We start from the raw sequence: 26,883 nt of genomic DNA, 5'->3' as shown, positions 1-26,883 counted from the left end.
ATAAACCTCGAGTAAAGTTGAGGTTAATCATGATAAGTGAAAATAAAAAAGCTGACTCTAGTCGAGTTTTGACTGTGGGTGAAGTTGCAAAAAGGAGTGGAGTTCCTGTCTCGACCCTACATTTTTATGAGACGAAAGGGCTGATAAAAAGTATAAGAACCAATGGTAATCAGCGCCGTTTTCCCTTAATCGTTTTAAGATATATTGCGATTATTAAAGTTGCTCAAAGAGTAGGAATTCCTTTAAATGAAATTAAAGAGGCTCTTAGCGCATATCCTATGGGGAGCAAATTAACAGCTAAACAGTGGAAAGAGTTATCAAGCCATTGGCGAAAAGATCTCGATGATCGTATTCAAAAATTAACGAGGTTACGGGATGAAATGGACTGGTGTATTGGTTGCGGTTGCTTATCATTAGAGCAATGTCCATTAAGAAATCCTGAAGATGTTTTAGGGCAAGACGGATCTGGAGCACGAATTTTGGAAAGGCCATGATCGCAATATTTTGATAATTATTTTTAGAAAGGAAAATCTTAAATTCCAATCAATTAAAGAAATGGTGAGTAGAACTTCCAAGTGAGTTTTTTATTGTAAACAAGACACATGAAACATGAATTTTTTTGATATCTTTAGTTTTTTTATTAAGAAGCAAAAATTTATGAAAAAAATTATCTTTCTTAGTTTAGCGCTTGTTTCGTTAACGGCTTGTTCATCTATACAACATAAAGATCCAACTCCACCAAAAATTGGTTCACCAAATCCAGCTAGTCAATATTGTGTTGAACAAGGCGGGAAATTAGAAATTAGAAATGAAGCAAATGGTCAGGTTGGGTATTGTCATTTACCAAACGGCCAAGTCGTGGAAGAATGGAAATTATTCCGTGATAATCAAGCAAACTGTGTAGCAGAAGAAGCTCAAAAATTAGTGGGTCAATCTGGCCTTACTGATGATCAAATTAAACAAAAAACTAAATCAGAAATTGTGCGAAAAGTGGCTCCTGGTCAACCAATGACTATGGATTATCGTACAAACCGAGTTACAGTTACTATTGATCCTGCTTCTAAGAAAATTACTCAAGCAACCTGTGGTTAATGTGTCTAATTAAAGTTTGGTAAATCAAATTTTAAAGAAAAGAGCCTGCTGAAAATGCAGGCTTTTTTACTTTAATTTTGGGAATAATGGATAACGGGATACTCTTTTTGTTGTGACAGTTGCTGTAAAGCCTGATTAATTTTGATGAGAAAAATATCCACTTTGTCTTGGCTTGGATTGTTGGTGTTGTATGAAGCTCTTTCTTGATAGTTAATTCCGCATCCAATAATTTTCATATTTGCAGGATTAAAGCTCCAGTCATTTTTATTTTTGATCGAGATATCTAAATCACTATCACATTCTTTCCAGAGTTTTAAAAATTGATTGGAATATACAGTTGGAGCTTCTTGTGCTCGATAGGCTGTAAATCCTTGCATTTCAGAGTTAGTAAATTGAAGGAGATGATTGGTGGGCATTCCTCCCCAAAGCATAGCGCTATCTTTTGGTAACTTTATTCCTGTTATATGTTCTTCTTTAAGGGGGCCAGTTTGCTCATCTTTCTGTTTGGACTTTTGAGATTTATAAACCAGTTTTGTTCCAACAGGAACTGTTACGCCTTTGACTTGAGTGATTTGTTTTGTATAGAAATAAGGCGAAGTATCACGGTTACAGCCTGTCGGGTTATAACAGCCAATACAACCACTTAACAATAAAACCAGAAAACTTAAAATACTTAATTTGAAAACTCGATCCATTTTTCTTGTCTTTAATTATCTCTAGAAATTTAATATATCAGTATTTAAATCAATAATAAAAAAAGCCCCTAGCGGACTAGAGGCAGAAAAACATCAGATGCAAGAACAGGTGAATTATGCATCTGAGTTAAGTAGGTTGTATCAAACCATGTAAAGCACTTTACCAGTAAAAATGAATAAAAATAGGGAGGTGCGACTAATGGCTAATGTTCTACGGCTATTTATTGAGCGTTTATAAACTCGAATTTAATTTCTATCCTCGGCGCTAAATTTTAAATTTCATTAATTTTTTAGGTTAAATTTTTTGAAAAATATAGGCCAAACTTTATTTTTAAATTCTATTAATAAAATTAATATTTGATTTATATAAATATTTACTCAGTTAAAGAATTTAAGGGATAGGACTATTCTTTTTGTTGTATATCGTATACGATATATGAAGAATGATTAAGCAGCTATTAATCCCATTCCATAACTTTTGAGATGGATTAACTCGAAAGTACGACTACCAAGAGTTTTATTTGTATTACTGAGGAATAATTATGAGTAATATCTTCACAGGATGTATCCCGGCGCTAATGACTCCATGTACTCCTAACCGTGAGCCAGATTTTGACGCGCTTGTGAAAAAAGGGCATGAGCTGATTGAAGCGGGCATGAGTGCGGTAGTGTATTGTGGTTCTATGGGGGATTGGCCTTTGCTAACCGAAGCTCAACGCCAAGAAGGTGTAGCACGACTAGTTGCTGATGGCATTCCAACAATTGTTGGTACAGGTGCGGTTAATTCAAAAGAAGCAGTTTCTCATGCAGCTCATGCAGAAAAAGTCGGTGCACAAGGGCTTATGGTTATTCCACGTGTACTATCACGTGGTGCCTCACCAACAGCACAAAAAGCTCACTTTTCTGCAATTTTAAAAGCAGCTCCAAGCTTACCAGCGGTGATTTACAATAGTCCGTATTATGGATTTGCGACTCGTGCAGATTTATTTTTTGAATTACGCCGTGAGTTTCCAAACTTAATTGGTTTTAAAGAATTTGGTGGTGCTGCCGATATGCGTTATGCGGCTGAGTTCATTACTTCACAAGATGATTCAGTTACCTTAATGGCTGGCGTAGACACTCAAGTTTTTCATGGCTTCGTGAACTGCAATGCAACGGGTGCGATTACAGGGATTGGTAATGCTTTGCCTAAAGAAGTGCTACAGTTGGTTGACCTCAGTAAGAAAGCTGCAGCAGGTGATGCAAAAGCCCGTCGCTTAGCACAAGAGTTATCAAGTGCATTAGAAGTTTTATCTTCTTTTGATGAAGGAACTGATTTAGTTCTTTACTATAAATATTTAATGGTACTTAACGGTGATAAAGAATATACCTTACACTTCAATGAGACGGATGCATTGAGTGAATCACAACGTAAATACGTTGAAACTCAGTATGAACTATTCCGTACTTGGTACCGTAACTGGTCAGCTGAAATCTAAGTAAATACTTATAAAAAAGAGGCTAATAATTGAGCCTCTTTTTTTATTTCTATTAATTACTTTTTTGTTAGAACAATAACGCATAGGAAAATGAGAATTAAACCTAAATAACTATGCATTGTTAAACTTTCGCCTACGACAACAACTGCTAATAATGCTGCAACAGGAATTTCGACCAAAGCTAGTGTCATAGCCTGACTTGCTGGAATTCGTTTAAGACCAAAGCTAAAAAATAAATAGCCCAAAAACATAGGAACAATTGGAATATAGATCGCAACCCAAATGTTAGTTGGGTAATCAAAAAGGTTTTGTGCTGTAATGAATAATGTAGGTAGTAACAGCACTGCAGAGATACCAAAAATCACTCCCATGGCAGCTCTTGAGTCGACATCTTGGCGAATTAGGTTTCTCATTATCCAAGAATATGTTGCATAGCTCAGGCTAGAGAGTAAACCAAAAAATACCCCTAAAATACGATCAGATTGTACGACTTGATGTTGTGTGTGATCACCGGCATAAGAGAGTAAAATAATTCCTAAAAAGCCGAGAATAAAACTAATAAGCCATTTCAAAGAAAGTTTTCGTTTATCTAAAATCCATTCCAAAAGCACTGAAAATAAAGGTGCACAGCCAATAGAAATTACTGTGCCAATAGAAACACCAGCCAAAGAGACAGATGAATAAAATGCAAAAGGACAAAGAATTGAAACAACAACCGCAATAAAGATTTGGGATTTATAGTTAAATAGTTTTTGATAATTATTTTTAATGGCTATTAAGCTTAAAAACGTATGAATTAATCCACCGAAGCCCACAGATATGGTAGCAATTACAAGTGGGCTAATGCCTTTTGCAAAAGATGCCGCTGTACCTGCTGTACCCCATAGAAAAGCAGCAAATAGTACAGATAAGAAACCCGTATAATAATGCAGGGAAAATTTTGCTTCTGTTGGCGTACTCATATGAAGTGACTCAGACTTTAAAAGTTTTATGCAGCATAATTTTTACAAGATAAAAATTTTTTCTTGCAGACAATAACTCAGCGCAATGGATAAGAATTTTTTGACAGTAACCCGTCAAGAGAACAGGGTAGTATGCTGCTATTTATTATGATTTGCTTGGTTAGATACAATAAAATTATGACGATTTCAGCATAGTCTAATAATAGTTTTGTGAATTAAATAGTATAAAGTATACTTTAGCTATTAATGTAGTTAAAAATTATTAGCTCTAATAAGTAGAGAAAATGAGTTTTAGCAGCATTAAATAAAGCTAAGCCGTGCCGAAAATAATGCTTGAAAAGCAATGATTTCATTATGGCGGGTGAATAAAAATTATCATCCTTTTATTTGTGTCATATTTTGAGGTTAAGAGAATATTCGTGACGCTACCATCTTTTAATGTATCAAATCTTGGTGCAATGCCTTCGGTATCTGAAGTTATTGTCAAATATATTAGAGAAGCAATTATTGCAGGGCATATTGCTGAAGGTGAACCTATTCGTCAGGATGAAATTGCCAAACTTTTTAATGTCAGCAAAATTCCGGTACGTGAAGCCTTAAAGCAACTTGAAGCCGAAGGTTTAGTTGAGTTTATAAAAAATCGCGGTGCAATTGTGACCCGCATCTCTGAAGAAGAGTTGGCACAGATTTTTGAAGTCCGAGTCATGTTAGAAACGAAGCTGATTCAGCTCGCCGTGCCGAATATGACAGAAGAAACTTATAAAAAGGCAGATGAAATTTGTAATGCCTTTATTGACAACATGGATATTGGAAGCTGGACCACATTAAATTGGCAGTTACATGCGTGCCTTTATGAACCAGCACAGCGACCTTATATGCTCGGATTAATTCGTTCTATTTACGATAAAATTGAGCGCTATTTAAGATTGCAGATGAATGTTTCCGAAGGCAAGTCGCGTGCAAATGATGAGCACAAAGAAATTGTGAAAGCCTGTAAAGCCAAAGATGTTGATTTGGCGGTTAAGTTAATTGAAGAGCATATTAATGGTGTTTGCCAATCACTTTATGAGCACTTACCTCACCATAAAAATGTGAAAAAATAAGCGCTGCATTCTTTATCATTTCAATTAGGCCAATGGCCTAATTTTTTTGTCTTTATTTTAGCTGAAGCAAGTTTTCACTATGCTGATTTCGTCATAGATTTATAAGAAAATGATCAAGCTTGCTGTTTTGAGATCAGTCATCCTAGAAAAAAATGTAAGGATACTTCTATGAAAACAGTAAAAATTTTAGACTCTCATACTGGTGGTGAACCAACACGATTAGTGCTTGAAGGTTTTCCTGATTTAGGTACAGGAGACATGGAAAGCCGCCGAAAAATATTATTAGAACAATATGACCATTTCCGTAGAGCAACCATGTTAGAGCCGCGCGGTAATGATGTGTTGGTTGGCGCATTATTGTGTAAACCTGTGAATCCCAAAGCGAGCGCGGGCGTTATTTTCTTTAATAACACGGGCTACCTAGGCATGTGTGGTCATGGCACGATTGGTTTAGTAGCTTCCTTAGCGCACTTAGGAAAAATACAAGTGGGTACACACTTAATTGAAACTCCAGTCGGCGATGTTGAGGCGACATTGCATGAAGATCATTCAGTTAGCGTGCGAAATGTACCGGCATATCGTTATAAAAAAGCGGTCGAAGTTGATGTTGAAAAATATGGAAAAGTTACTGGTGATATTGCATGGGGTGGTAACTGGTTCTTCTTGATTAATGATCATGGTCAACGTGTTGCAAGTGATAATTTGGATCAACTGACTGACTATGCGTGGACGGTTAGACAAGCGCTTACGGTACAAGGAATAACTGGTAAAGATGGGCAAGAAATTGACCATATCGAATTATTTGCAAGTGACACCGAAGCAGACAGTAAAAATTTCGTACTTTGCCCAGGCAAGGCCTATGACCGTTCACCATGTGGAACCGGAACCAGTGCGAAAATTGCTTGCTTAGCTGCAGATGGCAAACTTGAACCAGGAAAGTTATGGAAACAAGCCAGTATTATCGGTAGTCAGTTTATTGCCTCGTATGAGCAAGCAGGGGAATATGTGATTCCAACCATTCGTGGTGAAGCTTACATGAGTGCTGAAGCAACTTTATTTATGGATGAAAATGACCCATTTGCTTGGGGTATTCAGCTATGAGAACCGATGCCATCGTCATTGGGGCAGGCATTGTAGGTGCGGCATGTGCTTATGAATTGGCTCGGCAAGGGTTAAATGTGCAAGTTTTGGATGCTCGGATCGGTGGTGCCACAGCCGCGGGCATGGGGCATTTGGTCATTATGGATGACTTGGAAGCTGAATTAAAACTTAGTCATTGGTCAGTTCAGCTATGGCATGAATTAGGACACGAGCTTTCGGAAGAATGTGCCTATCGACAAATGCCAACTTTATGGCTGGCAAGTAGCGCAGAAGAAATGCAGATTGCTGAGGAAAAATATCAACGTCTCACTGCACAAGGTGTCCGTTGCCAACTTCGAAACGAAGATGAAGTTCATCAGCTTGAACCTCACTTAAAGCAGGGTCTTTATGGTGGTTTAGAAGTTTTTGATGATGGAATTTTATATGCACCTTGTGCTGCTGAATGGTTATTAAAAAAATTTCCCCACAAGATTCAGGTTCAAAAAGCTAAAGTTATTCATATTGAAGAAAATCGGGTTCAGTTAAGTGATGGAACATGGCTAGAAGCTGCGCATATCGTTTTGGCTAACGGTATTCATGCGACAGATTTTTTTCCAGAGCTACCGATTGAACCTAAAAAAGGTCATTTGGCGATTACTGACCGTTACCCTGAATTAAATGTAAAACATACGTTAGTGGCTTTGGCTTATGCGGCCAGCACTCAAGCGACAAGTGGTATTTCGGTGGCTTGTAATATTCAGCCTAGACCGACGGGCCAGCTTTTTATTGGGTCATCTCGTCAGTTTAATACAGTTGATCCGACTGTAGAGCCAGAAGTGTTTACTCGGGTGCTTAAAGAGGCTGCGGATTATTTTCCAGCTTTGGCTGATCTTAATGTTATTCGGGCATGGACTGGTTTTCGTGCAGCCACTCCGGATGGTATTCCGGTAATTGGACGACATCCTGCATTTCAATCGGTTTATTTAGCAGTAGGCCATGAAGGATTAGGTGTAACCACAGCAACAGGGACAGCAAGACTTATTGCTTCACATGTGTGTGGATTAACTTGTGATATAGATCCTGATCCTTTTTTACCTCATCGTTTTATAGGAGCTGCATAGATGATTCAGCTTTTTATTAACGGACAATCTGTTTCTGTGATTGAAGGTACGAGTGTTGCTGCTGCTTTAGCACAAGCGAAATCTTATAGTCGTTTGTCTGTCTGTGGTGAAAAACGTACTCCATTTTGTGGAATGGGAGTTTGTCAGGAATGTCGTGTCAATATTAATGGACTCAGAGTGCTTGCTTGTCAGACGCTGTGCCAGCAAGACATGAAGGTGGAAACACAATAATGGAAAAACAATACGATGTGGTGGTTGTCGGTGCTGGGCCTGCAGGGTTGTCAGCTGCTATTGCAGCCGCCGAAAGTGGCGGACGAATTTTAGTATTAGATAATAACCCACAGGCGGGCGGCCAAATCTGGCGGGCCGGTCCGACTTTTCCTGTGCCTGAAATGGCGCAGCAGAAATATCAACAAATCAAGACTCATTCTAATATTGAATTTATGTTTGGTGCCAAGATTGTCGCTGCACCTTTTGTAGGCCAATTACTCGTTGAGCGACCTCACGACAGCCTAAATTTGTCTTATTGCCAGCTTATATTGTGTACGGGTGCAAGAGAACTGTTTTTGCCTTTTCCCGGTTGGACTTTACCTGGTGTAACAGGTGCAGGTGGTTTGCAAGCCTTAATTAAAGCAGGCACACCTGTCAAAAATGAACGTATTGTGATTGCAGGTTCCGGGCCATTACTTTTAGCAAGTGCGGATACAGCAAAAAAAGCAGAGGCTCAAGTTCTCTATGTTGCCGAACAGGCGGCTTCATCTTCTGTTCGTAAATTTGCACTGCAACTTTGGCGTTGGCCTGCGAAAATAATACAGGCGTTATCTTTGCCTTATCGTTTATATCAACCTGACAGTTATGTGGTTGAGGCGATTGGTCAGGAGCGTCTTGAACGAGTAAGGCTACAAACGCCGAAGGGAATCATTGAAATTGAGTGTGATCGACTCGCGTGCGGATTTGGCTTAGTCCCGAATACTCAATTAGGGCAGTTAATGGGTTGTCAAATTAAGGACAATGCGATTACGGTTGATGACTATCAACGTACATCACAACCACAGGTGTGGGCAGCAGGTGAGTGTACAGGTTTTGGCGGAAGTGAGCTGGCGATGGTTGAAGGTAGCATCGCAGGTTATGCAGCTATAGGTCAAAATGAAAAAGCCAGTCAATTATTTGCTCAAAGACAACGGTATCGTTTATTTGCACATCTCCTTGAGAAAAGCTTCAAGTTACGTGCTGAGTTAAAAACGCTTGCACGCCCAGAAACTATTTTTTGTCGATGTGAAGATGTGACTTTTGATAAAGTTGCTGAGCGTAGTAGTTGGATTGATGCAAAATTACATACACGTTGTGGAATGGGAGCGTGCCAAGGAAGCACATGTGCAACAGCAGCAGCTTGCTTATTTGATTGGCAGTTGCCTAACTCTCGACCACCATTACTTCCTACTCGTGTAAAAAGCCTCATGGCGATGTCTACTTCTCCTTTAAATCAAAAATGAAATGTTCTAGAGTAGACAAGTTATTACTTTGTCCGCTCTAGCTCATGACTTTGGTTCAAATTCCGAAACTAACTACCACTTTGGAAGATTTCTTAAAAAATCTGGAAAGTATAGAACCATTGTTTGATGCTTTATCTTCGGTGGTTTTTTTCATCAAAAATACCGAAGCACGCTATGTCTTTGTCAATCAAACATTAGTAAATCGCTGCGGTCTAAAGGATAAAACTGCAATATTGGGAAAAACCTCTTCTGAAGTTTTTCCTCATTCACTTGGAAAAATATATACATCGCAAGACTTGCAAGTTATTCGCCGCGGTAAAAAGTTAACAGAGCAATTAGAGCTGCATTTATATGCAAAAAATCAGTCGGGTTGGTGTTTAACTTATAAAGAACCTTTATTTGATGCGGATGGAAAGTTAGTAGGAATTGCTGGAATTTCTAATGATTTAAATGTGCCTGAAAATACACATCCTGCTTTTTATAAAATGGTTCAGGTTGAGGAATATATTAAAAAGAATTATGCCGAAACCATTACTTTGGCGCATTTGACTGCAATTGCTGGTGTGTCGGTGGCTCAGTTGGAACGTTATTGCAAAAAAATATACCATTTAACGCCTCGGCAAATGATTAGCAAAATTCGTCTGCAAGTCGCCACTGAACTGCTTGCGACTGACTTACCGATTACTCAAATTGGTTTGCGCTGTGGTTATACTGACCATAGTGCTTTTTGTCGTCAGTTTAAGTTGCATACAGGCATGTCACCTACTTTGTATCGGGCCTCTATCAAAAATATTTAGATAAAAAATTGGGCTGTATAAAACAACCCAAATCATTATTAAGTGCTGAATTTGTATATTAAAGATTAATCTTTAAAAGCCAATGATCGGCCTTTGGTTTCTTTCACTAGCAAAATCGAGACAATAGAGATCAGGCTTGCGGCAACCAAATATAAAGAAATCGGAATCGAACTATTAAATTCTTTGAGTAATGTTAGGGCAATTAATGGAGCAAGCGAACCTGCCATAATTGGCGCAACTTGATAACAAAATGAAAGCGCCGTATAGCGGATGTGAGTTGGAAATAACTCAGTCATTAACGCAGAGTAAGGCGAGTAGGTCATGGACTCAATAAATAAACCAAGCACAATTGCTAACATAATGAGCCAGTCATTGCCTGTATCCATTAAAGGAAAGCCGACAAAACCCCAAAAAGCAGTAAGTACAGCCCCAATAAGATAAATAGGTTTGCGGCCAAATATATCGCTTAAATGCCCCATAAAAGGAATAATAAAGAAATGGATCAGATGAGCGCCGAACATGAGCAGTAAGATCTGCGAAGTATCTTTATGGACGACTAACTTTAAATAACTGATCGAAAAAGTAACCACCATATAGTACAAAATATTTTCTGCAAATCTGGCACCGATACCCGCAATAACAGATTTCTTATGATATTTTAAAACCTCAATAATCCCGAGTTGTTGCTTTTCAAGAAGTTGTTGTTTGGCCTGTGCTTCTTTAAACACTTCGGCATCGTCTACATTTTTTCGAATCCATAAACCAATTAGTACCACGACTGCTGAGAACCAGAATGCACAGCGCCATCCCCAATCTAGGAATTGTTCGGGTGAGAGGTTTTTTGAAAGTAATAATAAAACCAGTGTGGCTACTAAATTTCCGAGCGGTACGCCAGTTTGTGGCCAACTTGCCCAATAACCTCTGCGATCATCTGGACTGTGTTCTGAAACTAAAATAACTGCGCCGCCCCATTCACCCCCAAAAGCAAAACCTTGAATTAAACGCAGTATCACTAGGAGTGTAGGTGCCCAATAGCCAATTTGATGGAAGGTAGGAATACAGCCCATTAAAAAAGTAGTGATACCGACAATAATCAGGCTAATTTGCAATAATTTCTTGCGTCCAATTTTATCGCCGTAATGCCCAAACACGAGGCCACCGAGAGGTCTTGCTAAAAATCCAACGGCATACAGGGCAAAGGCCGCCAAAATGCCATCTATAGCATTGCCAGTTTGTTGAAAGAAAAGTTCGCCAAAGACGAGGGCAGAAGCGGTGCCATAAAGGAAAAATTCATACCATTCTGCTACGGAGCCGACCATAGAGGCCGCTACTACCTTTTTTAGTGTTGTCGTCATATACCAATATCCTTATTTGAAAATATGTTACACATTGATTTGATGGAGCATCTTGCTATTCATTTTTTGCACTTTTTTATTTAAATAATGTGCGGTTACGTTGTGAGGCGTTGATGTAAATAAAAAAGGAGTTCATCACTTGGATAAACTCCTTTAAAAAAATTAAAGAGCAGCTTTACTCATTTCACCATTGACTAAGCGCGTTATACCAAGCGGATTGGCATTTTGAAGGGCGAGTGGTAATAAGTGATCTGGATAGTTTTGGTAGCATACTGGACGTAAATAACGCTCGATTGCCAAGGTTCCTACCGATGTACCGCGTGCATCTGAAGTTGCAGGATATGGCCCGCCGTGAACCATGGCATCACAGACTTCCACACCTGTTGGGTAACCATTTAGAAGCAAACGTCCTGCTTTTTCTTCAAGTAATGGAATAAGTGTCGCGAAGTTCTCAAAATCTTGTGACTCGGCAATTAATGATGCTGTAAGTTGACCACGTAGACCATTTAAAGCGAGAGCGAGCTGCTCTGCCGATTCAACTTCAATCACAATCGTCGTTGGGCCGAACACTTCTTCTTGAAGTAATTCATCATGCTCTATTAAAAGAGATACATCGGCTTTAAAGAGCTGAGGATAGGCTTGCGGACCTTGTTGTGGTTGACCCGCTAAATGCTCAATTTTGTCATGTGCGATTAATTCTTTAAGACCATGCTCGTAGCTTCTTAAAGTGCCTCTGTTAAGCATAGTTTGTGGCGGTTGCTGAGCCATTGCAGCCTTGAACTGCGCAAGAAATTGGCTAAATTCAGGTGATTTAATTCCAATCATTAAACCTGGATTGGTACAGAACTGACCACAACCTAAAACGACTGAACCACTAAGTTCGTTTGCGATTTTATCACCATGCACTTTTAGAGCTTCAGGTAATAAAATCATTGGATTAATGCTCGACATTTCGGCAAAAACAGGAATGGGTTCAGGACGTGCGGCAGCTAAATCGCATAGAGCACGACCACCTTTGAGTGAACCTGTAAATCCAACGGCTTTAATTGCTGGATGTTTTACCAGTGGCTCACCGACACCTTGACCATAAATCATGCTAAAGATGCCTTTTGGCATAGCGCATTTCTCAATAGCACTACAAATGGCATTTGCAATGGATTCGGCGGTTGCCATGTGACCGCTATGAGCCTTCACAATAACTGGACATCCAGCCGCAAGTGCTGAAGCGGTATCGCCACCAGCAGTAGAAAAGGCGAGAGGGAAGTTACTCGCACCAAATACGGCAACTGGTCCAACACCGATTTTATATTGACGTAAATCTGGACGTGGAAGCGGTTGACGTTCAGGCAAAGCCAAATCAATACGGGCACCTAAATAGTCACCACGGCGTAATACTTGAGCGAATAGGCGTAATTGACCTGTAGTCCGCCCACGTTCACCGCGAATACGAGCTTCTGGTAAGGCAGTTTCTTGGCAGACTGTTGCAATAAACTGGTCATCAAGCGCATCAATTTCACTGGCAATCGTTTCTAGAAAAACAGCGCGTTGTTCTGGCGTAGTTTGTCTAAAAGCAGGATAAGCTAATGCGGCTGCTTGAGCTGCCTGATCAATTTCTTCAGGAGTGGCCTGAGCAAACTGATAGGGTAATGCTTCATCTGTTGCAGCATCGTAGCTTAATACAAACTTACTGCCTGCACTTGAACGTTGACCTGCAATAAAATTTTGTCCAGTAATATTTAACATTATCAACCTCACTTGAGAGTGAACGTCAAAAGTGGTTCTTTTGACGTTGGAGAGTTATCAAAGTGAAGGTTTTACATTTGAGAATATTGTATTTTGTATACGGTATTAATCAAAAGAAAACCTTAACTTATATGTGTTTAAGCAAGCAATTGCTAAGCCTCATCGTCATTTTTAATCAGTGCTTTTGGTAAACCTGAGCGTATACCCCAGTAATAGCAGCCGAGGGAAATCACCATCACTAATAGGGTGTCAAATGGTGCTGCTAATAGGTGTGTTGCACCGTCACCGAAGCTGCCAAGGTAAGAGGCAAGAATCATTAAAATGTAGTAAACAAGGAGCCACATTGATGACTTTAATTGTTGAGCTAGGCTGACTTCTTGGGTTGGTACATAGCGCTTAAAAATGACGTAGAGTGCAAACAATACGATTTGTGCGCCTAATAACCATGAAATGACATTCCAGCCAGACCAATACACAATAAAAGAAGCAATCACAAAAGCCAGTGGGCCAAGAACGGTAAAGCCTTTTACATAGAATGGACGTTCAAGCTCAGGAGCATTACGGCGTAAAGCACCCACTGTGACAGGAGCTAGGGCATAACTTAAAACTAACGCTGCTGAAACCACAGAAATTAATTTATCCCAAGATGGAAATGGCATGGTCCAAAATACTGAAAGTGCGAACGTTAACCATAATGCATAACGTGGAATGCCTGATTTTGGATCTACACGCGTAAAAATACGGAAGAACGTATTACTGTTCGACCATGCGTAAATTACACGTGGAGTTGCAGCCATATAGATATTGCCGCAACCAGACGGAGAAATAATGGCATCTGAAACAACTAATAGCGCTAACCATCCCAAACCTAATAACATGGCAATGTCGCGGTAAGGTAATGGGAACTTGTCACTAAGTCCTGACCAACCATTTGCTAACATATCGGTAGGTACTGCACCCAAGAAAGCAACTTGAAGCACTACATAAATAATCGTTGCCAAAACAACAGATAAGATGAGTGCAAAAGGAATTGTAAATTGTGGACGCTTTACTTCACTTGCCACCGAAATAATCGGTGTTAAACCTAAGTACGCAAAAATAATACCGCCAGCAGATACGGCACCTTGTACGCCGTGAGCGCCCATTGGGGCAAACTCGGTCATTGAAAAGTTTGCAGGTTTAAAATGGTATAGAAGTGCGACCATGACTAAAACTGGCACAGCAAATTTCAATGCACTGATCAGGTTGTTAGCGATTGCAAAGGTCTTTACGCTGTAATAGTTCAATGCAAAAAATACGCATAAAAGTGCAAACTGAAACAACCATCCAATGGTCGTTGGAGACCGAACACCATCATTGACGGCGGTCAGAGAAGGGAACCATGCTGCTGCATATTCGCGGGCAGCGACGACTTCAATTGCAATTAAACTTGAAAAGGCAATGACGGTCACAGAACCCAATAAATATCCTTGTAATGGGCCATGTGAAAATACGGGATAACGGATAATACCGCCTGCTCGGGGTAAGGCTGCGCCTAACTCACAATAAATAATTCCCAGAATTAAAACGGCAAAGCCGCCAATAATCCATGACAATATACCCGCAGGGCCGGCTTGAGAAGCCACATGACTTGCCGAAAATAACCATCCTGAACCGAAAATGGCGCCTAAGCCAATGAATGTAAGATCCATTAGAGATAACTGTTTTTTAAACTGACTTGTCATTACGTTTTCCTTAACGACAGAACTATTGTTCTTTCATATATCGTATACGATATATGGTTATTGGTAAATAGGGGAATTTTTATTCTATTTATGGGCAATGAATGATTTAAATGCTATGTAAATGTTTGTTTTTAATTGATTTTAAATGGTTTAAATTTCAAGTAAATAACTTGAAAACCAAATATTTTTTATAAAAAATTGGCAAAGGTTGGTGATTTTATTTGCTCAAAAGAACAATTCTTCAATATTGGTTGAGTCATTTACCATTTAAATTAATGGAAAATTCCATTTTTAAAAAGACTGTATTAGCAATTGATTGTGTTGTTTTTAGGCTATGAGCCATTTATTTTCAGTGCTTTATAGATGGCTTAATGATAATTTTAGAGCTATCCGAAAGGACACAATAATGACGAACATACGAATAATAATGAATCGAAGGTAGGACCACGTGTTTATTAGTGTATTTGATCTTTTTAAAATTGGCATCGGTCCATCTAGCTCCCATACAGTTGGACCCATGCGAGCGGCATACAGTTTTGTGGATGATTTATTGAAGCAAAACGATTTACAAGCAACAGCTAGAGTTCAGGTGAAGTTATACGGTTCGCTGTCAGCAACGGGTGTCGGTCATGCGACAGACAAGGCTGTTTTGTTAGGTTTAATGGGTTTTGACCCTGAACATATTGATACCCAAGTAAGTACAAGCTTGATTGAAGATGTTCTAGAAAATAACGCAATCGAGCTTAATCAGCAAAAGACTATTTCTTTCGACTATAAGCATGATGTGCTTTTTTTAGATGAATCTTTGCCTTATCACCCCAATGCAATGGAGTTGATTGCCTATAACGAAGCTCAAGAAATTTTATATGCAGAAACTTACTATTCGGTTGGTGGTGGCTTTATTGTTAGTGAAAGACAATTAACACACACCCAAACTGAAACTAACGATTTTAAGGTTCCATATCCATTTCACAGTGCGGCTGAACTTTTAAGCTTATGTAAGACTCATCATTTATCAGTGAGCGAGTTAATGCTTGAAAATGAAAAAAGCTGGCGTAGTGAAACTGAGATTCGCAGTAAGATTATGGAAATCTGGAAAGTGATGCAGCAATGTATTCATAACGGATTAATTAATGAAGGCATATTACCGGGCGGATTAAACGTAAAACGTCGGGCTAAAAAAATTCACGATAAGTTGTTAAATAAGAAAAACTCAAACCTGATTGTGACGACCTTTCATGCAATGGAATGGGTCAATTTATTTGCCTTAGCGGTAAATGAAGAAAATGCTGCTGGTGGCCGCGTGGTGACGGCACCTACAAATGGTGCAGCAGGGATTATTCCAGCAGTTTTATATTACTACGTGACTTTTTCTAAAGACTTTTCCGAAGATAAAGTGGTTCGCTTTTTTCTAAGTGCAGCAGCCGTCGGCATTTTATGTAAACTCAATGCTTCTATTTCTGGTGCAGAAGTAGGGTGTCAGGGAGAAGTCGGCTCGGCATGTGCAATGGCTTCGGCAGGTTTAGCCGAAATTTTAGGTGCCTCACCTGAGCAAGTGGAGCATGCGGCTGAAATTGGGCTTGAACATAATTTGGGTTTAACGTGTGACCCAATTGGTGGTTTGGTTCAGGTGCCTTGTATTGAACGAAATGCAATTGCGGCTGTAAAAGCGATTAATGCAGCTCAAATGGCACTTCATGATGACGATGAACACTTTGTCACGCTAGATAAAGTGATTCAGACCATGAAAGAAACTGGCAAAGATATGTCTGAGAAATATAAAGAGACTTCAAAAGGTGGCCTTGCTGTTAACGCCATTGAGTGCTAAAAAAATGAGATGGGGACGAGGTGACCCCATCTCATTTTAACCATTAAGCTTCGCGAGCAACTAAAGTTAAAATGTCATAGGTTGCGACAAGTTCTCCCCGTTGGTTTTTGACTTTAATATCCCATACCACAACGCCATGCGCAGGCTGAGACGGGTCTTTTTGTGGTTTTGGCGTTTTCTGTTTACAGGTGAGTTCAACCTGAATCGAGTCACCAATTTTAACCGGTTCAACAAAACGTAAGTTGTCCATACCGTAGTTGGCAATCACAGGGCCTTGTGCTGCATCGACAAATAGACCTGCTGCGGCAGACACAATGAAATAGCCGTGCGCAACGCGTTCACCAAAGAAAGACTCGGCCGCTGCGATTTTGTCGGTATGTGCATAGAAGTAGTCACCGCTTAAACAAGCGAAATTGACAATATCTGCCTCGGTGACTGTACGGCGCGCCGTTAATAAACGTTCACCAATTACTAACTCATCAAAAGACTTTTTAAATGGATGTACGCGGTCTTCGTTAACTTCCGAGCCAGCAGTCCACGAGTGGGTAATTTGTGTCAAACTATTTGGAGAACCTTGAATTGCAGTGCGCTGCATATAGTGTTTAACCGCGCGAATACCACCTAACTCTTCACCGCCACCTGCACGGCCAGGGCCGCCATGCACAAGATGAGGCAGTGGTGAACCATGTCCTGTACTTTCTTTTGCCGATTCTGCATCGAGTACATGCACACGCCCATGCCAAGGTGCAATTTTTTGAATAATCTGCTCAATATTCTCATCGTTATTTTTAACGACAGAAGCCACTAAGCTACCTTCACCACGTGAAACAAGGTCAGCCAACTCTTCAATGTCTTGATATGGCATGAGTGTACATACCGGACCGAAAGCTTCTGTGGTATGAACATTCGTCGCTTGTAAAGGTTGTTCACACACCAATAAAGTTGGAGCGAAAAAAGCACCTTTTTCAGGATGATCTGCATTAAATTTAAAGGACTCATTGCCACCAAAAACAATTTTTGCATCTTTGCTGAGTTCAGCAACTTTTTCTGCAACATCATGTTTTTGTTTAATGCTCGCTAAAGCCCCCATGGCGGTTTCTTCTTTTTGCGGGTCACCCACCACAACTTTAGCAAGCTTGGCAGTTAGCTTCTCTTGCACAGTCGCTAACAAGTTTTCAGGAACAAATGCACGACGAATCGCAGTACATTTTTGGCCTGCTTTGGTGGTCATTTCACGGAAGACCTCACGTACAAATAAATCGATAGTTTCTTCATTTGCCACAGGGCTTAAAATTGCACTGTTTACCGAGTCGGCTTCCATGCTAAATGGAATTGAATATTTATTGAGGTGAGGGTGGTTACGTAGTTTTTGACCTGTGTAAGCAGAACCCGTAAACGTAACGCAGTCTTGTGGGCCTAAGTGATCGAACAAATCATACGTTTGACCGCAAATCAGTTGTAGCGAGCCTTTTGGTAAGACATGTGTTTCTTCAATGGCTTTTACAACTGCTTGAGTTAATTGGGCACCATCGGTTGCTGGTTTCACAATACATGGCACGCCTGCAAGTAGCGTCGGTGCAATCTTTTCAAGCATTCCCCAAATGGGGAAGTTAAAAGCATTAATGTGAACGGCAACACCTGCTTTAGGACTTAAAATGTGTTTAGCGCCGAAAGTGCCATTTTTAGATAATTGAATCCAGCTGTCTTCAGTAATAATTTTTTCGTCATTGAGTTCACGGCGAACCAGACTCGAATAAGCAAATAATGTCTGGATGCCACCTTCAATATCAATCCAAGCATCTTTACGAGTTGCACCTGTTGCATAAGCAAGTTTGTAGAACTCTTCTTTGCGCTCAAGTAAATATTGGGCAATTTGTTTTAATGCATTGGCACGTTGGTGAAACGTCCAGTTAGCCAACTCTGAACCATTTTGTTTGGCATATTGAACAACACGTTTCATATCAACGCCATGACTACTTACGGCATAAATCGCTTCACCTGTAATGGCATGATAAACAGGGCGTAGTTCTTCACCCGTCGAATGCCATGTTCCATAGACATAAGAAGCAAGATGAGGCAGTTGATGCTCAGACTGCTGAAAATCTGTGTCAGTTGAGGTTCCTTCTAGGTGTGCTTGTTCAAGCATGACCAAACTCCTTTTTTATTTGATACATCAATTATAAAAACTGCAAAAATATGATTCATAATTTCAGATTAATTTGTCTAAAAGTCAACTTTATTTTGATTTATAAAAGTAAAAAGGTTTTTTACAATTGGTTTAAAATTAATAATTTCAATAGCTTGATATGTTTTATTGTTGTGGATTTAATTTGATACTAAAAAAGTGATTGACTTTGTTTTTAGTGTATCGAAAAATAGATTCAAGGGTGATACCTACAGGGAATGAAAGAATGGAAAACAATTACCAGAAATTTGAACAAAATATTGCCAATGAAATTACGATCGAGGCTAAGGATCAAATGCCCGATGCCTACCGCAAAACATTGATTCGTCAAATTGGACAACATGGCCATTCTGAAATTGTAGGTATGTTGCCTGAAGGAAACTGGATTACTCGTGCGCCGACTTTAAAACGTAAAGCGGTTTTGCTTGCGAAAGTACAAGATGAAGCGGGTCATGGTTTGTATTTATATAGCGCGGCAGAAACTTTAGGTGCTGACCGTGATGACATGATGGAAAAATTAATTGATGGGAAAATGAAATACTCATCAATCTTTAACTATCCAACTTTGACTTGGGCAGATGTCGCTGCAATTGGCTGGCTTGTCGATGGGGCAGCCATTGTGAACCAAGTTGCGCTTTGCCGTACTTCATATGGGCCATATGCACGTGCGATGGTACGCATTTGTAAAGAAGAAAGTTTCCACCAACGTCAAGGTTTTGAAGCCATGATGGCTTTGGCAAACGGTACGCCAGAACAAAAACAGATGGCACAAGATGCGGTCAATCGCTATTGGTGGCCAGCACTGATGATGTTTGGTCCAAGTGATGAGCATTCTCCGAACAGTGCACAAAGCATGGCATGGAAAATCAAACGTTTTAGTAACGATGAGTTACGTCAAAAGTTTGTTGATAACACCGTGCCACAAGTGTTGCAACTTGGCTTGGAAGTACCAGACCCAGATTTAAAGTTCAATGAAGAAACAGGCCACTATGAGTTTGGCGAGATCGACTGGCACGAATTTAATGAAGTGATTGCCGGACGTGGACCATGTAATCACGAGCGTATCGAAGCACGCCGTAAAGCATGGGAAAACGGCAAATGGGTTCGTGATGCAGCAGTGGTCTACGCGAAAAAACAGCAGCTTGAAGCGAACAAAGTGGCTTAACAAGATTTATGGAAAAATTTGAGGAAATCAAAATGGAAGATAAAAACAACTGGTCGCTCTACGAAGTATTTGTACGTAGTAAACAAGGCTTAAGCCACCGTCACGTAGGTAGCTTAAGAGCACCTGATGATGAAATCGCACTGCAACATGCTCGTGATGTTTATACACGCCGTAATGAAGGAATTAGCATTTGGGTAGTTCGTTCAGAACTGATTAAGTCATCACAGCCAGATGAAAAAGCTGAATTTTTCGATCCTTCTTTAGACAAGGTTTATCGTCATCCGACTTTTTACCATATCCCAGATGGCATTGAGCACATGTAAGGGGAATGGCAAATGAATCATTCAGTTTTATCTAAATTCTTATTACATATTGGCGACAGCCAACTGGTTTTATCTCAGCGTTTGGCTGAATGGTGCGGGCATGCACCTGAGCTTGAAATTGATATTGCCTTAGCAAATATCGGCTTGGACTTGTTGGGTCAAGCAAGAAACTTTCTGACTTTGGCTGGTCAATATGATGAAGCTCAACGTGATGAAGACCAACTTGCGTATTTCCGTACAGAACGTGAGTTTTTAAACCTCTTGTTGTGCGAACAACCCAATGGTGACTTTGCACAAACGATTGTACGCCAGTGGTTGATGGACCATTACCATCTTCATTTATTTACTGCTTTAGCGCAAAGCTCACTTCCTGAATTAAGCGCGCTTGCTGTCAAATCTTTAAAAGAAGTGAAGTATCACATCCGTTTTTCAACAAGCTGGATGGAACGTTTAAGTTTAAGCACAGATGAAGCACATCAACGTGTACAAGGCGGATTAAATAATTTATGGCGTTTTACCGCTGAATTATTTGAACTGAGTGCAGACGAAAAAGCACTAGTCGCAGAAGGCGTGATTCCAGATTTTTCAAATGAAAAAGAACAATGGAACCAAACCATTGCAGATGAGCTTAAGCGCTTTGAATTAAATGTTGCTGTGAACGGTGCTTATCGCCGTGGTGCGAAACAAGGATTGCATACCGAGCATTTAGGTTATTTGTTGGCTGAAATGCAATGTATTCAAAGAACTTATCCGGGAATGACCTGGTAAGACAAGGAGGTGAGCCATGCAAATGATTCGTCATTGCATCGACCAATGTTGGGATGTTCTACAAACGGTAAGTGACCCTGAAATTCCGGTTTTATCGGTTGTCGATTTAGGCATGATTCGCGGTGTAGAGATTAACGATCAACAAGAAATTATTGTTCGTCTAACTCCGACATATAGCGGTTGCCCAGCAACAGATATGCTCAAAGCACAAATTGTTGAGGCATTTACCGCAGAAGCTTTGACACCAGTCAAAGTCATGATTGATTTGTCAGAAGCATGGACCACGGACTGGATGTCTGAAGCAGGGAAAAAGAAACTGCAAGTTTATGGCATTGCACCACCTGAAGGGTTGGCGCATCAGTGTGGGACTCACGTTCATTTAAATGATGGTGTCGCGTGTCCACGTTGTAAAAGCCGACATACCCGACTGTTAACAGAGTTTAGTTCTACCGCCTGTAAAGCACTTTATAAATGTCAGGACTGTCTTGAGCCTTTTGATTACTTCAAATGTATTTAAGTCTTTAGATAAGGAAATCAGCCATGAGCCAATTTGTACCATTAAAAGTAAAAAGTATTACGCCGCAAACCGATCAGGCAATTTGTATTGCATTTGACGTTGTACCTGAACAACAAGAACAATTTCAATTTCAACCGGGGCAACATTTAACCATTCGCCATTTAACCGAAGCGGGTGAAATTCGCCGTTGTTATTCAATTTGTAGCTATGCGGGTAAAGAAGACATCAGCATTGCTGTTAAAAAAATTGATCAAGGGCAATTTTCAAACTGGGCAAATGACCATTTAAAAGTGGGCGATGTGCTTGAAGTCATGCCACCACAAGGTGTGTTTTTTCAAAAAGCAGCCAAGATTGGCGGACAAAACTATTTAGGTGTTGCTGCGGGGAGTGGTATTACTCCGATTTTATCGATTGTTAAGCAAGTTTTGTTTGAACAACCTGAAGCTAAATTTACCTTGCTCTATGGCAATCGCTCATGGAAACAAACCATGTTTGCCGAGCAAATTATGGATTTGAAAGATCAGTTTAAAGAACGCTTTCAACTCATCAATATTTTTTCTCGTGAGTTCAACGATAGTGAACTGATGAACGGTCGTATTGATGAAGAAAAGCTTAAAAAACTTTTTAATTTTGATGTGCTTGAAACAAGTTTTGACCATGTGTTTGCCTGTGGTCCAGACGAAATGATGAATGCCGTAGAAAATACTTTACCGAACTTTGGTATTGCCAAAGAACGCATTCACACCGAACGTTTCCATACAGGCCAAGCGCGTAAACGTAGTGTTGAAGCGGATGCAAACCGTAAAGAAGAAAAGGTCAACATCATTTTAGATGGTCGTGAGCTGATTGTTTCTGTGGCTCAAGATGATGAAAGTATTCTTGACGCAGCTTTACGTGCGGGTGCTGACTTACCGTATGCCTGTAAAGGTGGGGTGTGTGCGACTTGTCGTTGTAAGGTGCTTTCAGGCGAAGTCGACATGTTCCTTAACTATAGTCTTGAAGAAGATGAAGTTGAAAAGGGCTATGTGCTGAGCTGTCAGACCTTACCAAAAGGCTCAAATGTTCGTTTGAGTTTTGATGAGTAGAGGCTGTCATGCAAGAGTTGATCAAAGCCAGTACAGTTGCTGACGGTGTTTTGTTATTAACCCTAAACCGTCCAGAAAAAAGAAATGCTTTAAACAATGCAACATTGCAGTGTTTATGCGAGTTGCTCGAAGAAGCTGAACATAATGCTCAAGTTAAAGCAGTGGTTTTAACGGGTAACGCTCAGTGTTTTGCGGCTGGAGCAGATCTTAGCGAATTGGCTGCAATGGACGCCGTGACTTTGCAACTCGATATTCGTCCGAAGCTTTGGCAAAAAATTGATGCGTTTAGTAAGCCACTGATTAGTGCAGTGAATGGTTATGCCTTAGGCGCTGGGTTTGAGTTGGTTTTGCATTCAGATATGGTGGTTTGCGGTGAAAATGCCCGTTTTGCTTTACCTGAAATTACCTTGGGTATGTTGCCGGGTGCAGGCGGAACACAGCGTTTAGCACGTTTGGTTGGACAACAACTCACCATGCGCTGGGCCATGACAGGTGAGATGATTTCGGCTAAACAAGCCGAGCAATACGGCATTTGCAGTCAAGTGGTTCCGACCGAATTAACCGTCGAATACGCGGTTCAACTGGCAGCCAAAATTGCCAAACAAGCGCCTTTAGCGATTCGTGTGATTAAACAATCAATTAAAAGTATTCATGAAACAACGTTAAGTCAGGGACTCAAGTTTGAACGTCAAAACTTTGTCTGGCTGGCGGCTACAAAAGATCGAAACGAAGGGATTAATGCTTTCTTTGAGAAAAGAAAGCCAGTGTTTAGAGGTGAGTGATGGACTATCAAAATATTATTGCTGAAGAAAAAAATGGTGTTGGCTACCTGACATTTAACCGCCCAAAAGCACTGAATAGCTTTAACGTTGATATGCACCGTGAAGTTGCTGAGGTTTTAAACCTGTGGACCAAAAATCCGGATGTTCGCTGTGTTGTGATTAGTGGCGAAGGCCGTGGCTTCTGTGCAGGGCAAGATTTAGGCGACCGTGTAGTAGACCCAAATGCTGAAGCTCCAGATTTAGGATATTCCATTGAAACTTACTATAACCCGCTCATTAAAACTATTGTAAATATGCCAAAGCCTGTGATTTGCGCCGTAAATGGTGTGGCAGCAGGTGCAGGGGCAAATATTGCACTGGCATGTGACTTGGTGATTGCAGCTAAATCGGCAAACTTTGTACAAGCATTTTGCCGCTTAGGTTTGGTTCCAGACTCGGCTGGTACATGGTTTTTACCACGTGCTGTAGGTCATGCACGTGCTATGGGATTGGCTTTGTTAGGTGATAAGCTCCCAGCAGAAACCGCAAAAGAATGGGGCATGATTTGGGATGTGGTTGAAGACGCTGAGCTTAAAGCAAAAGTCACTGAACTCGCGGAACGTTTAGCAAAACAGCCTACGTTTGGTCTATCTCTTATTAAAAAAGCCATTCATCAATCAAGCAATAACACCTTTGAAGAGCAAATGCTGTTAGAGCGAGATTTACAACGTATTGCGGGTCGTTCTGAAGATTATCGTGAAGGGGTACAAGCCTTTATGAATAAACGCGAACCAAATTTTAAAGGGCGCTAAGCATGACAGATTTAGACTTATCTCGTGCCCGAATTGCCGTCATTGGTTCTGGCACCATGGGCATCGGCATTGCCCAGTTAGCCATCGTCAATGGGCACTCGACCATTTTATATGATCTAGACGCTCAAAAGGCGCAACAAGCCGCTCAAGGCTTAGAGCAGACATTTAAAAAGCTGGTTGAAAAGAGCAAGCTTACACAACAGCAAGCTGATGAAGCCTTAGCGCGTTTAACTGTGGTCAATCAAGTTGAAGCACTACGTGATGCAGACTTGGTGATTGAAGCAGTGGTTGAGAAAAAAGAAGTTAAACAGTCTTTATTTAAACAGCTCGCTGAAATTTGTAGTGCGCAAACCATTTTTGCAAGTAACACATCTTCAATTTCAGTGACTGCAATTTCGGCGGGCATTGCTCACCCTGAGCGTGTGGTGGGTTTACACTTTTTTAACCCTGCGCCAGTCATGAAACTGGTTGAAATTGTACAAGGCTTAAAAACACCAAACAGCTTATGTTTGGCTTTAAAAAACTTGATGTTGAATTGGAAAAAAATTCCAGTACTCACCAAGTCGACTCCCGGGTTTATCGTTAACCGAATTGCACGGCCGTTTTATGCAGAAGGCTTTAGAGCACTGCAAGAACAAGTCACAAGCTATGACCAGCTAGATTATGCCTTAAAGCAATGCGGCGGTTTTGCGATGGGGCCGTGTGAACTTACCGACCTTATTGGTCAAGATGTTAACTTTTCGGTGACCCAAAGCGTTTACCAAGAGTTCTTTTACGAGCCACGTTACCGTCCAAGCCTCATTCAAAAAGAATTGGTCGATGCAGGTGCTTGGGGCCGTAAGTCAAAACAAGGTTTCTATAGTTATAACGAAAAAAATCAGTACGAGACATTTCAACCTCAAGCTGTGGTTGCCAAACCAGTTGATGCCCATATTCAGCTAAAAGGAACTTGGTCTCAGCTACCTGCATTTTTAACGCGTTTAGGTTTAAAAGGCGGATCTGCGAGTGATGACAATACCCTTCAAATTGATGATATCGACTTACGTTTAAGCCAAGGTGAGTCTGCCAATATTCATTACCTAAGCCGTAAAGTGGTTTTAATGGATTGGCACCATGATTTTGAGCAGGCAGAGGGTTTAGTACTCAGTCATAACGAGCTTTGTGAAGCAAGTGATCTGGCTAAAGTTGAGGCTTACTTTGCGCAGTTTGGTATGAGCGTGATGTGGATTAAAGACCATCCGGCACTGTTAACCTTACGCACCATCGCTTTACTCATTAATGAAGCCTGTGAAGCAAGTTTACATGGTGTTGCGAGTCTGGAAGATATTGATAATGCCATGAAATATGGAGTGAATTATCCTAAAGGACCTTACCAGTGGTTGACACAAATGGGCGGTGCTTATGTGCTCCAAACCTTAAATAATTTATATGCACTGTATGGAGAGGAAAAATATCGCGCGAGTATCTACCTCAAGCAATATGTAGCGAAAACTCAAAACATTGCTACTCAATATTCACGTGATATGACCGAATTTGCATAATCAGGAGTCAACATGGAAGACGTTTTAATTTGCGATTTTATTCGTACCCCAATTGGACGATATGCAGGTGCCCTAAGTGCTGTACGTGCAGATGATTTAGCTGCATTGCCCATCAAATATTTAAAAGATAAGCACCCGAACTTGCCGTGGAATACTGTAGACGAAGTGTTTTTAGGATGTGCTAACCAAGCAGGTGAAGACAACCGTAACGTTGCACGTATGGCAACACTGTTAGCAGGCTTACCTGATACTGTACCAGCCATGACGGTCAATCGCTTGTGTGCATCGGGTTTAGATGCAGTAGGACTTGCGGCACGCTCAATTAAAGCAGGTGAAGCACAATTTGTGTTGGCAGGTGGTGTTGAGTCGATGAGCCGTGCACCATTTGTACAAGCTAAACCAACAGAAGCATTTAGCCGTACACCTGAAATTTATGACACCACTATTGGCTGGCGCTTTGTAAATAAGCAACTTAAAGCGCAATACGGCACTGACAGCATGCCCGAAACAGCCGAAAATGTAGCTGAAAAATATCAGATTAGTCGTGAAGACCAAGATGCGTTTGCATTGCGTAGCCAACAAAAAACCGCTGCTGCCCAACAAAACGGTTTTTTTAACGATGAGATTTTGCCTGTCGAGATTGTAGACCGTAAGAAAAACGTGGTTGTGGTGAACCGCGATGAACATCCGCGTGAAACGACACTTGAAGCACTCGCAAAACTAAAAGCCCCATTTAAAAAAGAAGGCGGTTCGGTGACTGCCGGAAATGCCTCTGGTGTAAATGATGGTGCTGCGTGTGTGTTAATTACCAACCGTGAATTTGCAGATACACATGGTTTAAAACCTTTAGCACGCGTGATTGGTATTGCAAGTGCAGGGGTTGAACCCAAATATATGGGTATAGGTCCTGTTCCGGCTGTGCAGAAAATTTTAAAGCAAACAGGTTTAACGCTAGATCAGATGGATGTGATTGAGCTGAATGAAGCATTCGCAGCCCAATCTTTGGCTTGTATGCGTGAACTTGGTTTAAAAGATGACGATGAACGCGTTAACCCAAATGGTGGTGCGATTGCATTAGGACATCCGTTAGGCATGAGTGGTACACGTTTGGTAATTACGGCAACACGTGAGCTAAAAAAACGCGGTGGACGCTATGCACTTTGCACGATGTGTGTAGGTGTTGGACAAGGCGTCGCACTGATTTTGGAAAACTTAAATTAATTCAGACGGTTTTTAAAATTACATAATGAGGAGA

Annotated in this window: 25 protein-coding genes; 19 read left to right on the top strand and 6 right to left on the bottom strand. The window is 40.6% G+C overall.

The genetic code is table 11. From position 1 onward, the window contains the following. Positions 1-29 precede the first annotated feature (29 nt). Both soxR and RMB06_RS15605 read left to right on the top strand, forming a co-directional pair. On the top strand, positions 30-494 hold the full coding sequence (soxR, locus tag RMB06_RS15610; protein ID WP_057069339.1) for a redox-sensitive transcriptional activator SoxR: 465 nt from the start codon (positions 30-32) through the stop codon (positions 492-494). A gap of 163 nt (positions 495-657) precedes the next feature. Further along, complete coding sequence (locus tag RMB06_RS15605) at positions 658-1,092, top strand: I78 family peptidase inhibitor (RefSeq protein ID WP_057069855.1); 435 nt, start codon at positions 658-660, stop codon at positions 1,090-1,092. Between the two features lie 71 nt (positions 1,093-1,163). On the opposite strand, the gene RMB06_RS15600 is transcribed toward RMB06_RS15605, so the two are convergent. Beyond that, positions 1,164-1,787, bottom strand: coding sequence for a hypothetical protein (locus RMB06_RS15600; protein WP_057069336.1), 624 nt, complete (start codon positions 1,785-1,787; stop codon positions 1,164-1,166). Between the two features lie 542 nt (positions 1,788-2,329). Here RMB06_RS15600 and RMB06_RS15595 point away from each other — a divergent pair. Then, entirely contained in the window at positions 2,330-3,265 is a 936-nt protein-coding gene (locus tag RMB06_RS15595; protein ID WP_057069333.1) for a dihydrodipicolinate synthase family protein, read from the top strand. A gap of 56 nt (positions 3,266-3,321) precedes the next feature. Here the strand turns inward: RMB06_RS15595 and RMB06_RS15590 are convergent, their stop codons facing one another. After that, positions 3,322-4,227: a DMT family transporter gene (locus RMB06_RS15590; RefSeq protein WP_057069331.1), complete on the bottom strand. Its 906-nt coding sequence runs from the start codon at positions 4,225-4,227 to the stop codon at positions 3,322-3,324. Between the two features lie 419 nt (positions 4,228-4,646). Between RMB06_RS15590 and RMB06_RS15585 the strand changes: the two genes are divergently transcribed. From RMB06_RS15585 to RMB06_RS15560, 6 genes are all read left to right on the top strand, one after another. Beyond that, positions 4,647-5,330, top strand: a complete 684-nt coding sequence (locus tag RMB06_RS15585) for a GntR family transcriptional regulator (RefSeq protein WP_000174668.1) — start codon at positions 4,647-4,649, stop codon at positions 5,328-5,330. A 168-nt stretch (positions 5,331-5,498) separates the two neighbouring features. Beyond that, the gene (locus RMB06_RS15580; protein WP_057069328.1) at positions 5,499-6,431 is read left to right on the top strand and encodes a 4-hydroxyproline epimerase; all 933 of its coding nucleotides are present in this window, start codon (positions 5,499-5,501) and stop codon (positions 6,429-6,431) included. Next, a complete protein-coding gene (locus RMB06_RS15575; protein ID WP_311080251.1) occupies positions 6,428-7,531 on the top strand; it encodes an FAD-dependent oxidoreductase in 1,104 nt (367 codons plus the stop codon). Before RMB06_RS15580 ends, RMB06_RS15575 begins: the two co-directional genes overlap by 4 nt. Beyond that, on the top strand, positions 7,532-7,762 hold the full coding sequence (locus RMB06_RS15570) for a (2Fe-2S)-binding protein (RefSeq protein ID WP_000615330.1): 231 nt from the start codon (positions 7,532-7,534) through the stop codon (positions 7,760-7,762). It begins immediately after the preceding gene. Continuing rightward, a complete protein-coding gene (locus tag RMB06_RS15565; RefSeq protein ID WP_311080249.1) occupies positions 7,762-9,024 on the top strand; it encodes an FAD-dependent oxidoreductase in 1,263 nt (420 codons plus the stop codon). Before RMB06_RS15570 ends, RMB06_RS15565 begins: the two co-directional genes overlap by 1 nt. A gap of 44 nt (positions 9,025-9,068) precedes the next feature. After that, positions 9,069-9,821, top strand: a complete 753-nt coding sequence (locus RMB06_RS15560) for an AraC family transcriptional regulator (protein WP_000177074.1) — start codon at positions 9,069-9,071, stop codon at positions 9,819-9,821. Between the two features lie 65 nt (positions 9,822-9,886). Here the strand turns inward: RMB06_RS15560 and abaF are convergent, their stop codons facing one another. The 3 genes from abaF to RMB06_RS15545 form a co-directional block, all read right to left on the bottom strand. After that, the gene (abaF, locus tag RMB06_RS15555) at positions 9,887-11,176 is read right to left on the bottom strand and encodes a fosfomycin efflux MFS transporter AbaF (RefSeq protein WP_000214022.1); all 1,290 of its coding nucleotides are present in this window, start codon (positions 11,174-11,176) and stop codon (positions 9,887-9,889) included. Between the two features lie 162 nt (positions 11,177-11,338). Continuing rightward, positions 11,339-12,919, bottom strand: coding sequence for an aldehyde dehydrogenase (NADP(+)) (locus RMB06_RS15550; protein WP_311080246.1), 1,581 nt, complete (start codon positions 12,917-12,919; stop codon positions 11,339-11,341). A gap of 152 nt (positions 12,920-13,071) precedes the next feature. Beyond that, positions 13,072-14,643, bottom strand: coding sequence for an APC family permease (locus tag RMB06_RS15545; RefSeq protein ID WP_206261400.1), 1,572 nt, complete (start codon positions 14,641-14,643; stop codon positions 13,072-13,074). 448 nt (positions 14,644-15,091) lie between these two features. Here RMB06_RS15545 and RMB06_RS15540 point away from each other — a divergent pair, with 448 nt between their 5' ends. Continuing rightward, positions 15,092-16,471, top strand: a complete 1,380-nt coding sequence (locus RMB06_RS15540) for an L-serine ammonia-lyase (protein ID WP_311080244.1) — start codon at positions 15,092-15,094, stop codon at positions 16,469-16,471. A 43-nt stretch (positions 16,472-16,514) separates the two neighbouring features. Here the strand turns inward: RMB06_RS15540 and paaZ are convergent, their stop codons facing one another. After that, complete coding sequence (paaZ, locus tag RMB06_RS15535) at positions 16,515-18,617, bottom strand: phenylacetic acid degradation bifunctional protein PaaZ (RefSeq protein WP_311080242.1); 2,103 nt, start codon at positions 18,615-18,617, stop codon at positions 16,515-16,517. A gap of 265 nt (positions 18,618-18,882) precedes the next feature. On the opposite strand from paaZ, the gene paaA reads away from it, so the two are divergent. From paaA to pcaF, 9 genes are read left to right on the top strand one after another with little or no spacing between them, the layout of a single operon-like run. Then, positions 18,883-19,821 carry a 1,2-phenylacetyl-CoA epoxidase subunit PaaA gene (gene paaA / locus RMB06_RS15530; RefSeq protein ID WP_014206395.1) on the top strand — a complete coding sequence of 313 codons (939 nt, stop codon included), beginning with the start codon at positions 18,883-18,885 and terminating at the stop codon, positions 19,819-19,821. 32 nt (positions 19,822-19,853) lie between these two features. Beyond that, positions 19,854-20,144: a 1,2-phenylacetyl-CoA epoxidase subunit PaaB gene (gene paaB, locus RMB06_RS15525; protein WP_000389648.1), complete on the top strand. Its 291-nt coding sequence runs from the start codon at positions 19,854-19,856 to the stop codon at positions 20,142-20,144. A gap of 12 nt (positions 20,145-20,156) precedes the next feature. After that, positions 20,157-20,912 carry a 1,2-phenylacetyl-CoA epoxidase subunit PaaC gene (paaC, locus tag RMB06_RS15520; RefSeq protein ID WP_272304223.1) on the top strand — a complete coding sequence of 252 codons (756 nt, stop codon included), beginning with the start codon at positions 20,157-20,159 and terminating at the stop codon, positions 20,910-20,912. Between the two features lie 16 nt (positions 20,913-20,928). Next, positions 20,929-21,429 (top strand): 1,2-phenylacetyl-CoA epoxidase subunit PaaD, encoded by a 501-nt coding sequence (gene paaD / locus RMB06_RS15515; protein ID WP_311080239.1) that lies wholly within the window; start codon positions 20,929-20,931, stop codon positions 21,427-21,429. 23 nt (positions 21,430-21,452) lie between these two features. Next, positions 21,453-22,514, top strand: a complete 1,062-nt coding sequence (gene paaE, locus RMB06_RS15510) for a 1,2-phenylacetyl-CoA epoxidase subunit PaaE (protein ID WP_311080237.1) — start codon at positions 21,453-21,455, stop codon at positions 22,512-22,514. 8 nt (positions 22,515-22,522) lie between these two features. Further along, entirely contained in the window at positions 22,523-23,296 is a 774-nt protein-coding gene (locus RMB06_RS15505; RefSeq protein ID WP_311080235.1) for an enoyl-CoA hydratase-related protein, read from the top strand. Beyond that, positions 23,296-24,087, top strand: coding sequence for a 2-(1,2-epoxy-1,2-dihydrophenyl)acetyl-CoA isomerase PaaG (gene paaG, locus RMB06_RS15500; RefSeq protein ID WP_218660073.1), 792 nt, complete (start codon positions 23,296-23,298; stop codon positions 24,085-24,087). The genes RMB06_RS15505 and paaG overlap by 1 nt, the downstream gene beginning before the upstream one ends. Before the next feature lie 2 nt (positions 24,088-24,089). After that, on the top strand, positions 24,090-25,628 hold the full coding sequence (locus tag RMB06_RS15495) for a 3-hydroxyacyl-CoA dehydrogenase (protein WP_311080232.1): 1,539 nt from the start codon (positions 24,090-24,092) through the stop codon (positions 25,626-25,628). 12 nt (positions 25,629-25,640) lie between these two features. Then, positions 25,641-26,849: a 3-oxoadipyl-CoA thiolase gene (gene pcaF / locus RMB06_RS15490; protein WP_000390396.1), complete on the top strand. Its 1,209-nt coding sequence runs from the start codon at positions 25,641-25,643 to the stop codon at positions 26,847-26,849. Positions 26,850-26,883 lie beyond the last annotated feature (34 nt).

Origin of the sequence: Acinetobacter sp. V104_13 (assembly GCF_031798995.1) — a bacterium.
Lineage (GTDB): Bacteria > Pseudomonadota > Gammaproteobacteria > Pseudomonadales > Moraxellaceae > Acinetobacter > Acinetobacter pittii.
The sequence above is the reverse complement of the archived record's forward strand: the minus strand, read 5'-3'. Positions and strand labels throughout refer to the sequence as shown.

What these genes read in the sequence shown, in the direction of transcription:
- soxR (WP_057069339.1), top strand. Translation starts at nt 30, where the DNA reads ATGATAAGTGAAAATAAAAAAGCTGACTCTAGTCGAGTTTTGACTGTG.
- RMB06_RS15605 (WP_057069855.1), top strand. Translation starts at nt 658, where the DNA reads ATGAAAAAAATTATCTTTCTTAGTTTAGCGCTTGTTTCGTTAACGGCT.
- RMB06_RS15600 (WP_057069336.1), bottom strand. Translation starts at nt 1,787, where the DNA reads ATGGATCGAGTTTTCAAATTAAGTATTTTAAGTTTTCTGGTTTTATTG.
- RMB06_RS15595 (WP_057069333.1), top strand. Translation starts at nt 2,330, where the DNA reads ATGAGTAATATCTTCACAGGATGTATCCCGGCGCTAATGACTCCATGT.
- RMB06_RS15590 (WP_057069331.1), bottom strand. Translation starts at nt 4,227, where the DNA reads ATGAGTACGCCAACAGAAGCAAAATTTTCCCTGCATTATTATACGGGT.
- RMB06_RS15580 (WP_057069328.1), top strand. Translation starts at nt 5,499, where the DNA reads ATGAAAACAGTAAAAATTTTAGACTCTCATACTGGTGGTGAACCAACA.
- RMB06_RS15575 (WP_311080251.1), top strand. Translation starts at nt 6,428, where the DNA reads ATGAGAACCGATGCCATCGTCATTGGGGCAGGCATTGTAGGTGCGGCA.
- RMB06_RS15570 (WP_000615330.1), top strand. Translation starts at nt 7,532, where the DNA reads ATGATTCAGCTTTTTATTAACGGACAATCTGTTTCTGTGATTGAAGGT.
- RMB06_RS15565 (WP_311080249.1), top strand. Translation starts at nt 7,762, where the DNA reads ATGGAAAAACAATACGATGTGGTGGTTGTCGGTGCTGGGCCTGCAGGG.
- RMB06_RS15560 (WP_000177074.1), top strand. Translation starts at nt 9,069, where the DNA reads ATGACTTTGGTTCAAATTCCGAAACTAACTACCACTTTGGAAGATTTC.
- abaF (WP_000214022.1), bottom strand. Translation starts at nt 11,176, where the DNA reads ATGACGACAACACTAAAAAAGGTAGTAGCGGCCTCTATGGTCGGCTCC.
- RMB06_RS15550 (WP_311080246.1), bottom strand. Translation starts at nt 12,919, where the DNA reads ATGTTAAATATTACTGGACAAAATTTTATTGCAGGTCAACGTTCAAGT.
- RMB06_RS15545 (WP_206261400.1), bottom strand. Translation starts at nt 14,643, where the DNA reads ATGACAAGTCAGTTTAAAAAACAGTTATCTCTAATGGATCTTACATTC.
- paaZ (WP_311080242.1), bottom strand. Translation starts at nt 18,617, where the DNA reads ATGCTTGAACAAGCACACCTAGAAGGAACCTCAACTGACACAGATTTT.
- paaA (WP_014206395.1), top strand. Translation starts at nt 18,883, where the DNA reads ATGGAAAACAATTACCAGAAATTTGAACAAAATATTGCCAATGAAATT.
- paaB (WP_000389648.1), top strand. Translation starts at nt 19,854, where the DNA reads ATGGAAGATAAAAACAACTGGTCGCTCTACGAAGTATTTGTACGTAGT.
- paaC (WP_272304223.1), top strand. Translation starts at nt 20,157, where the DNA reads ATGAATCATTCAGTTTTATCTAAATTCTTATTACATATTGGCGACAGC.
- paaD (WP_311080239.1), top strand. Translation starts at nt 20,929, where the DNA reads ATGCAAATGATTCGTCATTGCATCGACCAATGTTGGGATGTTCTACAA.
- paaE (WP_311080237.1), top strand. Translation starts at nt 21,453, where the DNA reads ATGAGCCAATTTGTACCATTAAAAGTAAAAAGTATTACGCCGCAAACC.
- RMB06_RS15505 (WP_311080235.1), top strand. Translation starts at nt 22,523, where the DNA reads ATGCAAGAGTTGATCAAAGCCAGTACAGTTGCTGACGGTGTTTTGTTA.
- paaG (WP_218660073.1), top strand. Translation starts at nt 23,296, where the DNA reads ATGGACTATCAAAATATTATTGCTGAAGAAAAAAATGGTGTTGGCTAC.
- RMB06_RS15495 (WP_311080232.1), top strand. Translation starts at nt 24,090, where the DNA reads ATGACAGATTTAGACTTATCTCGTGCCCGAATTGCCGTCATTGGTTCT.
- pcaF (WP_000390396.1), top strand. Translation starts at nt 25,641, where the DNA reads ATGGAAGACGTTTTAATTTGCGATTTTATTCGTACCCCAATTGGACGA.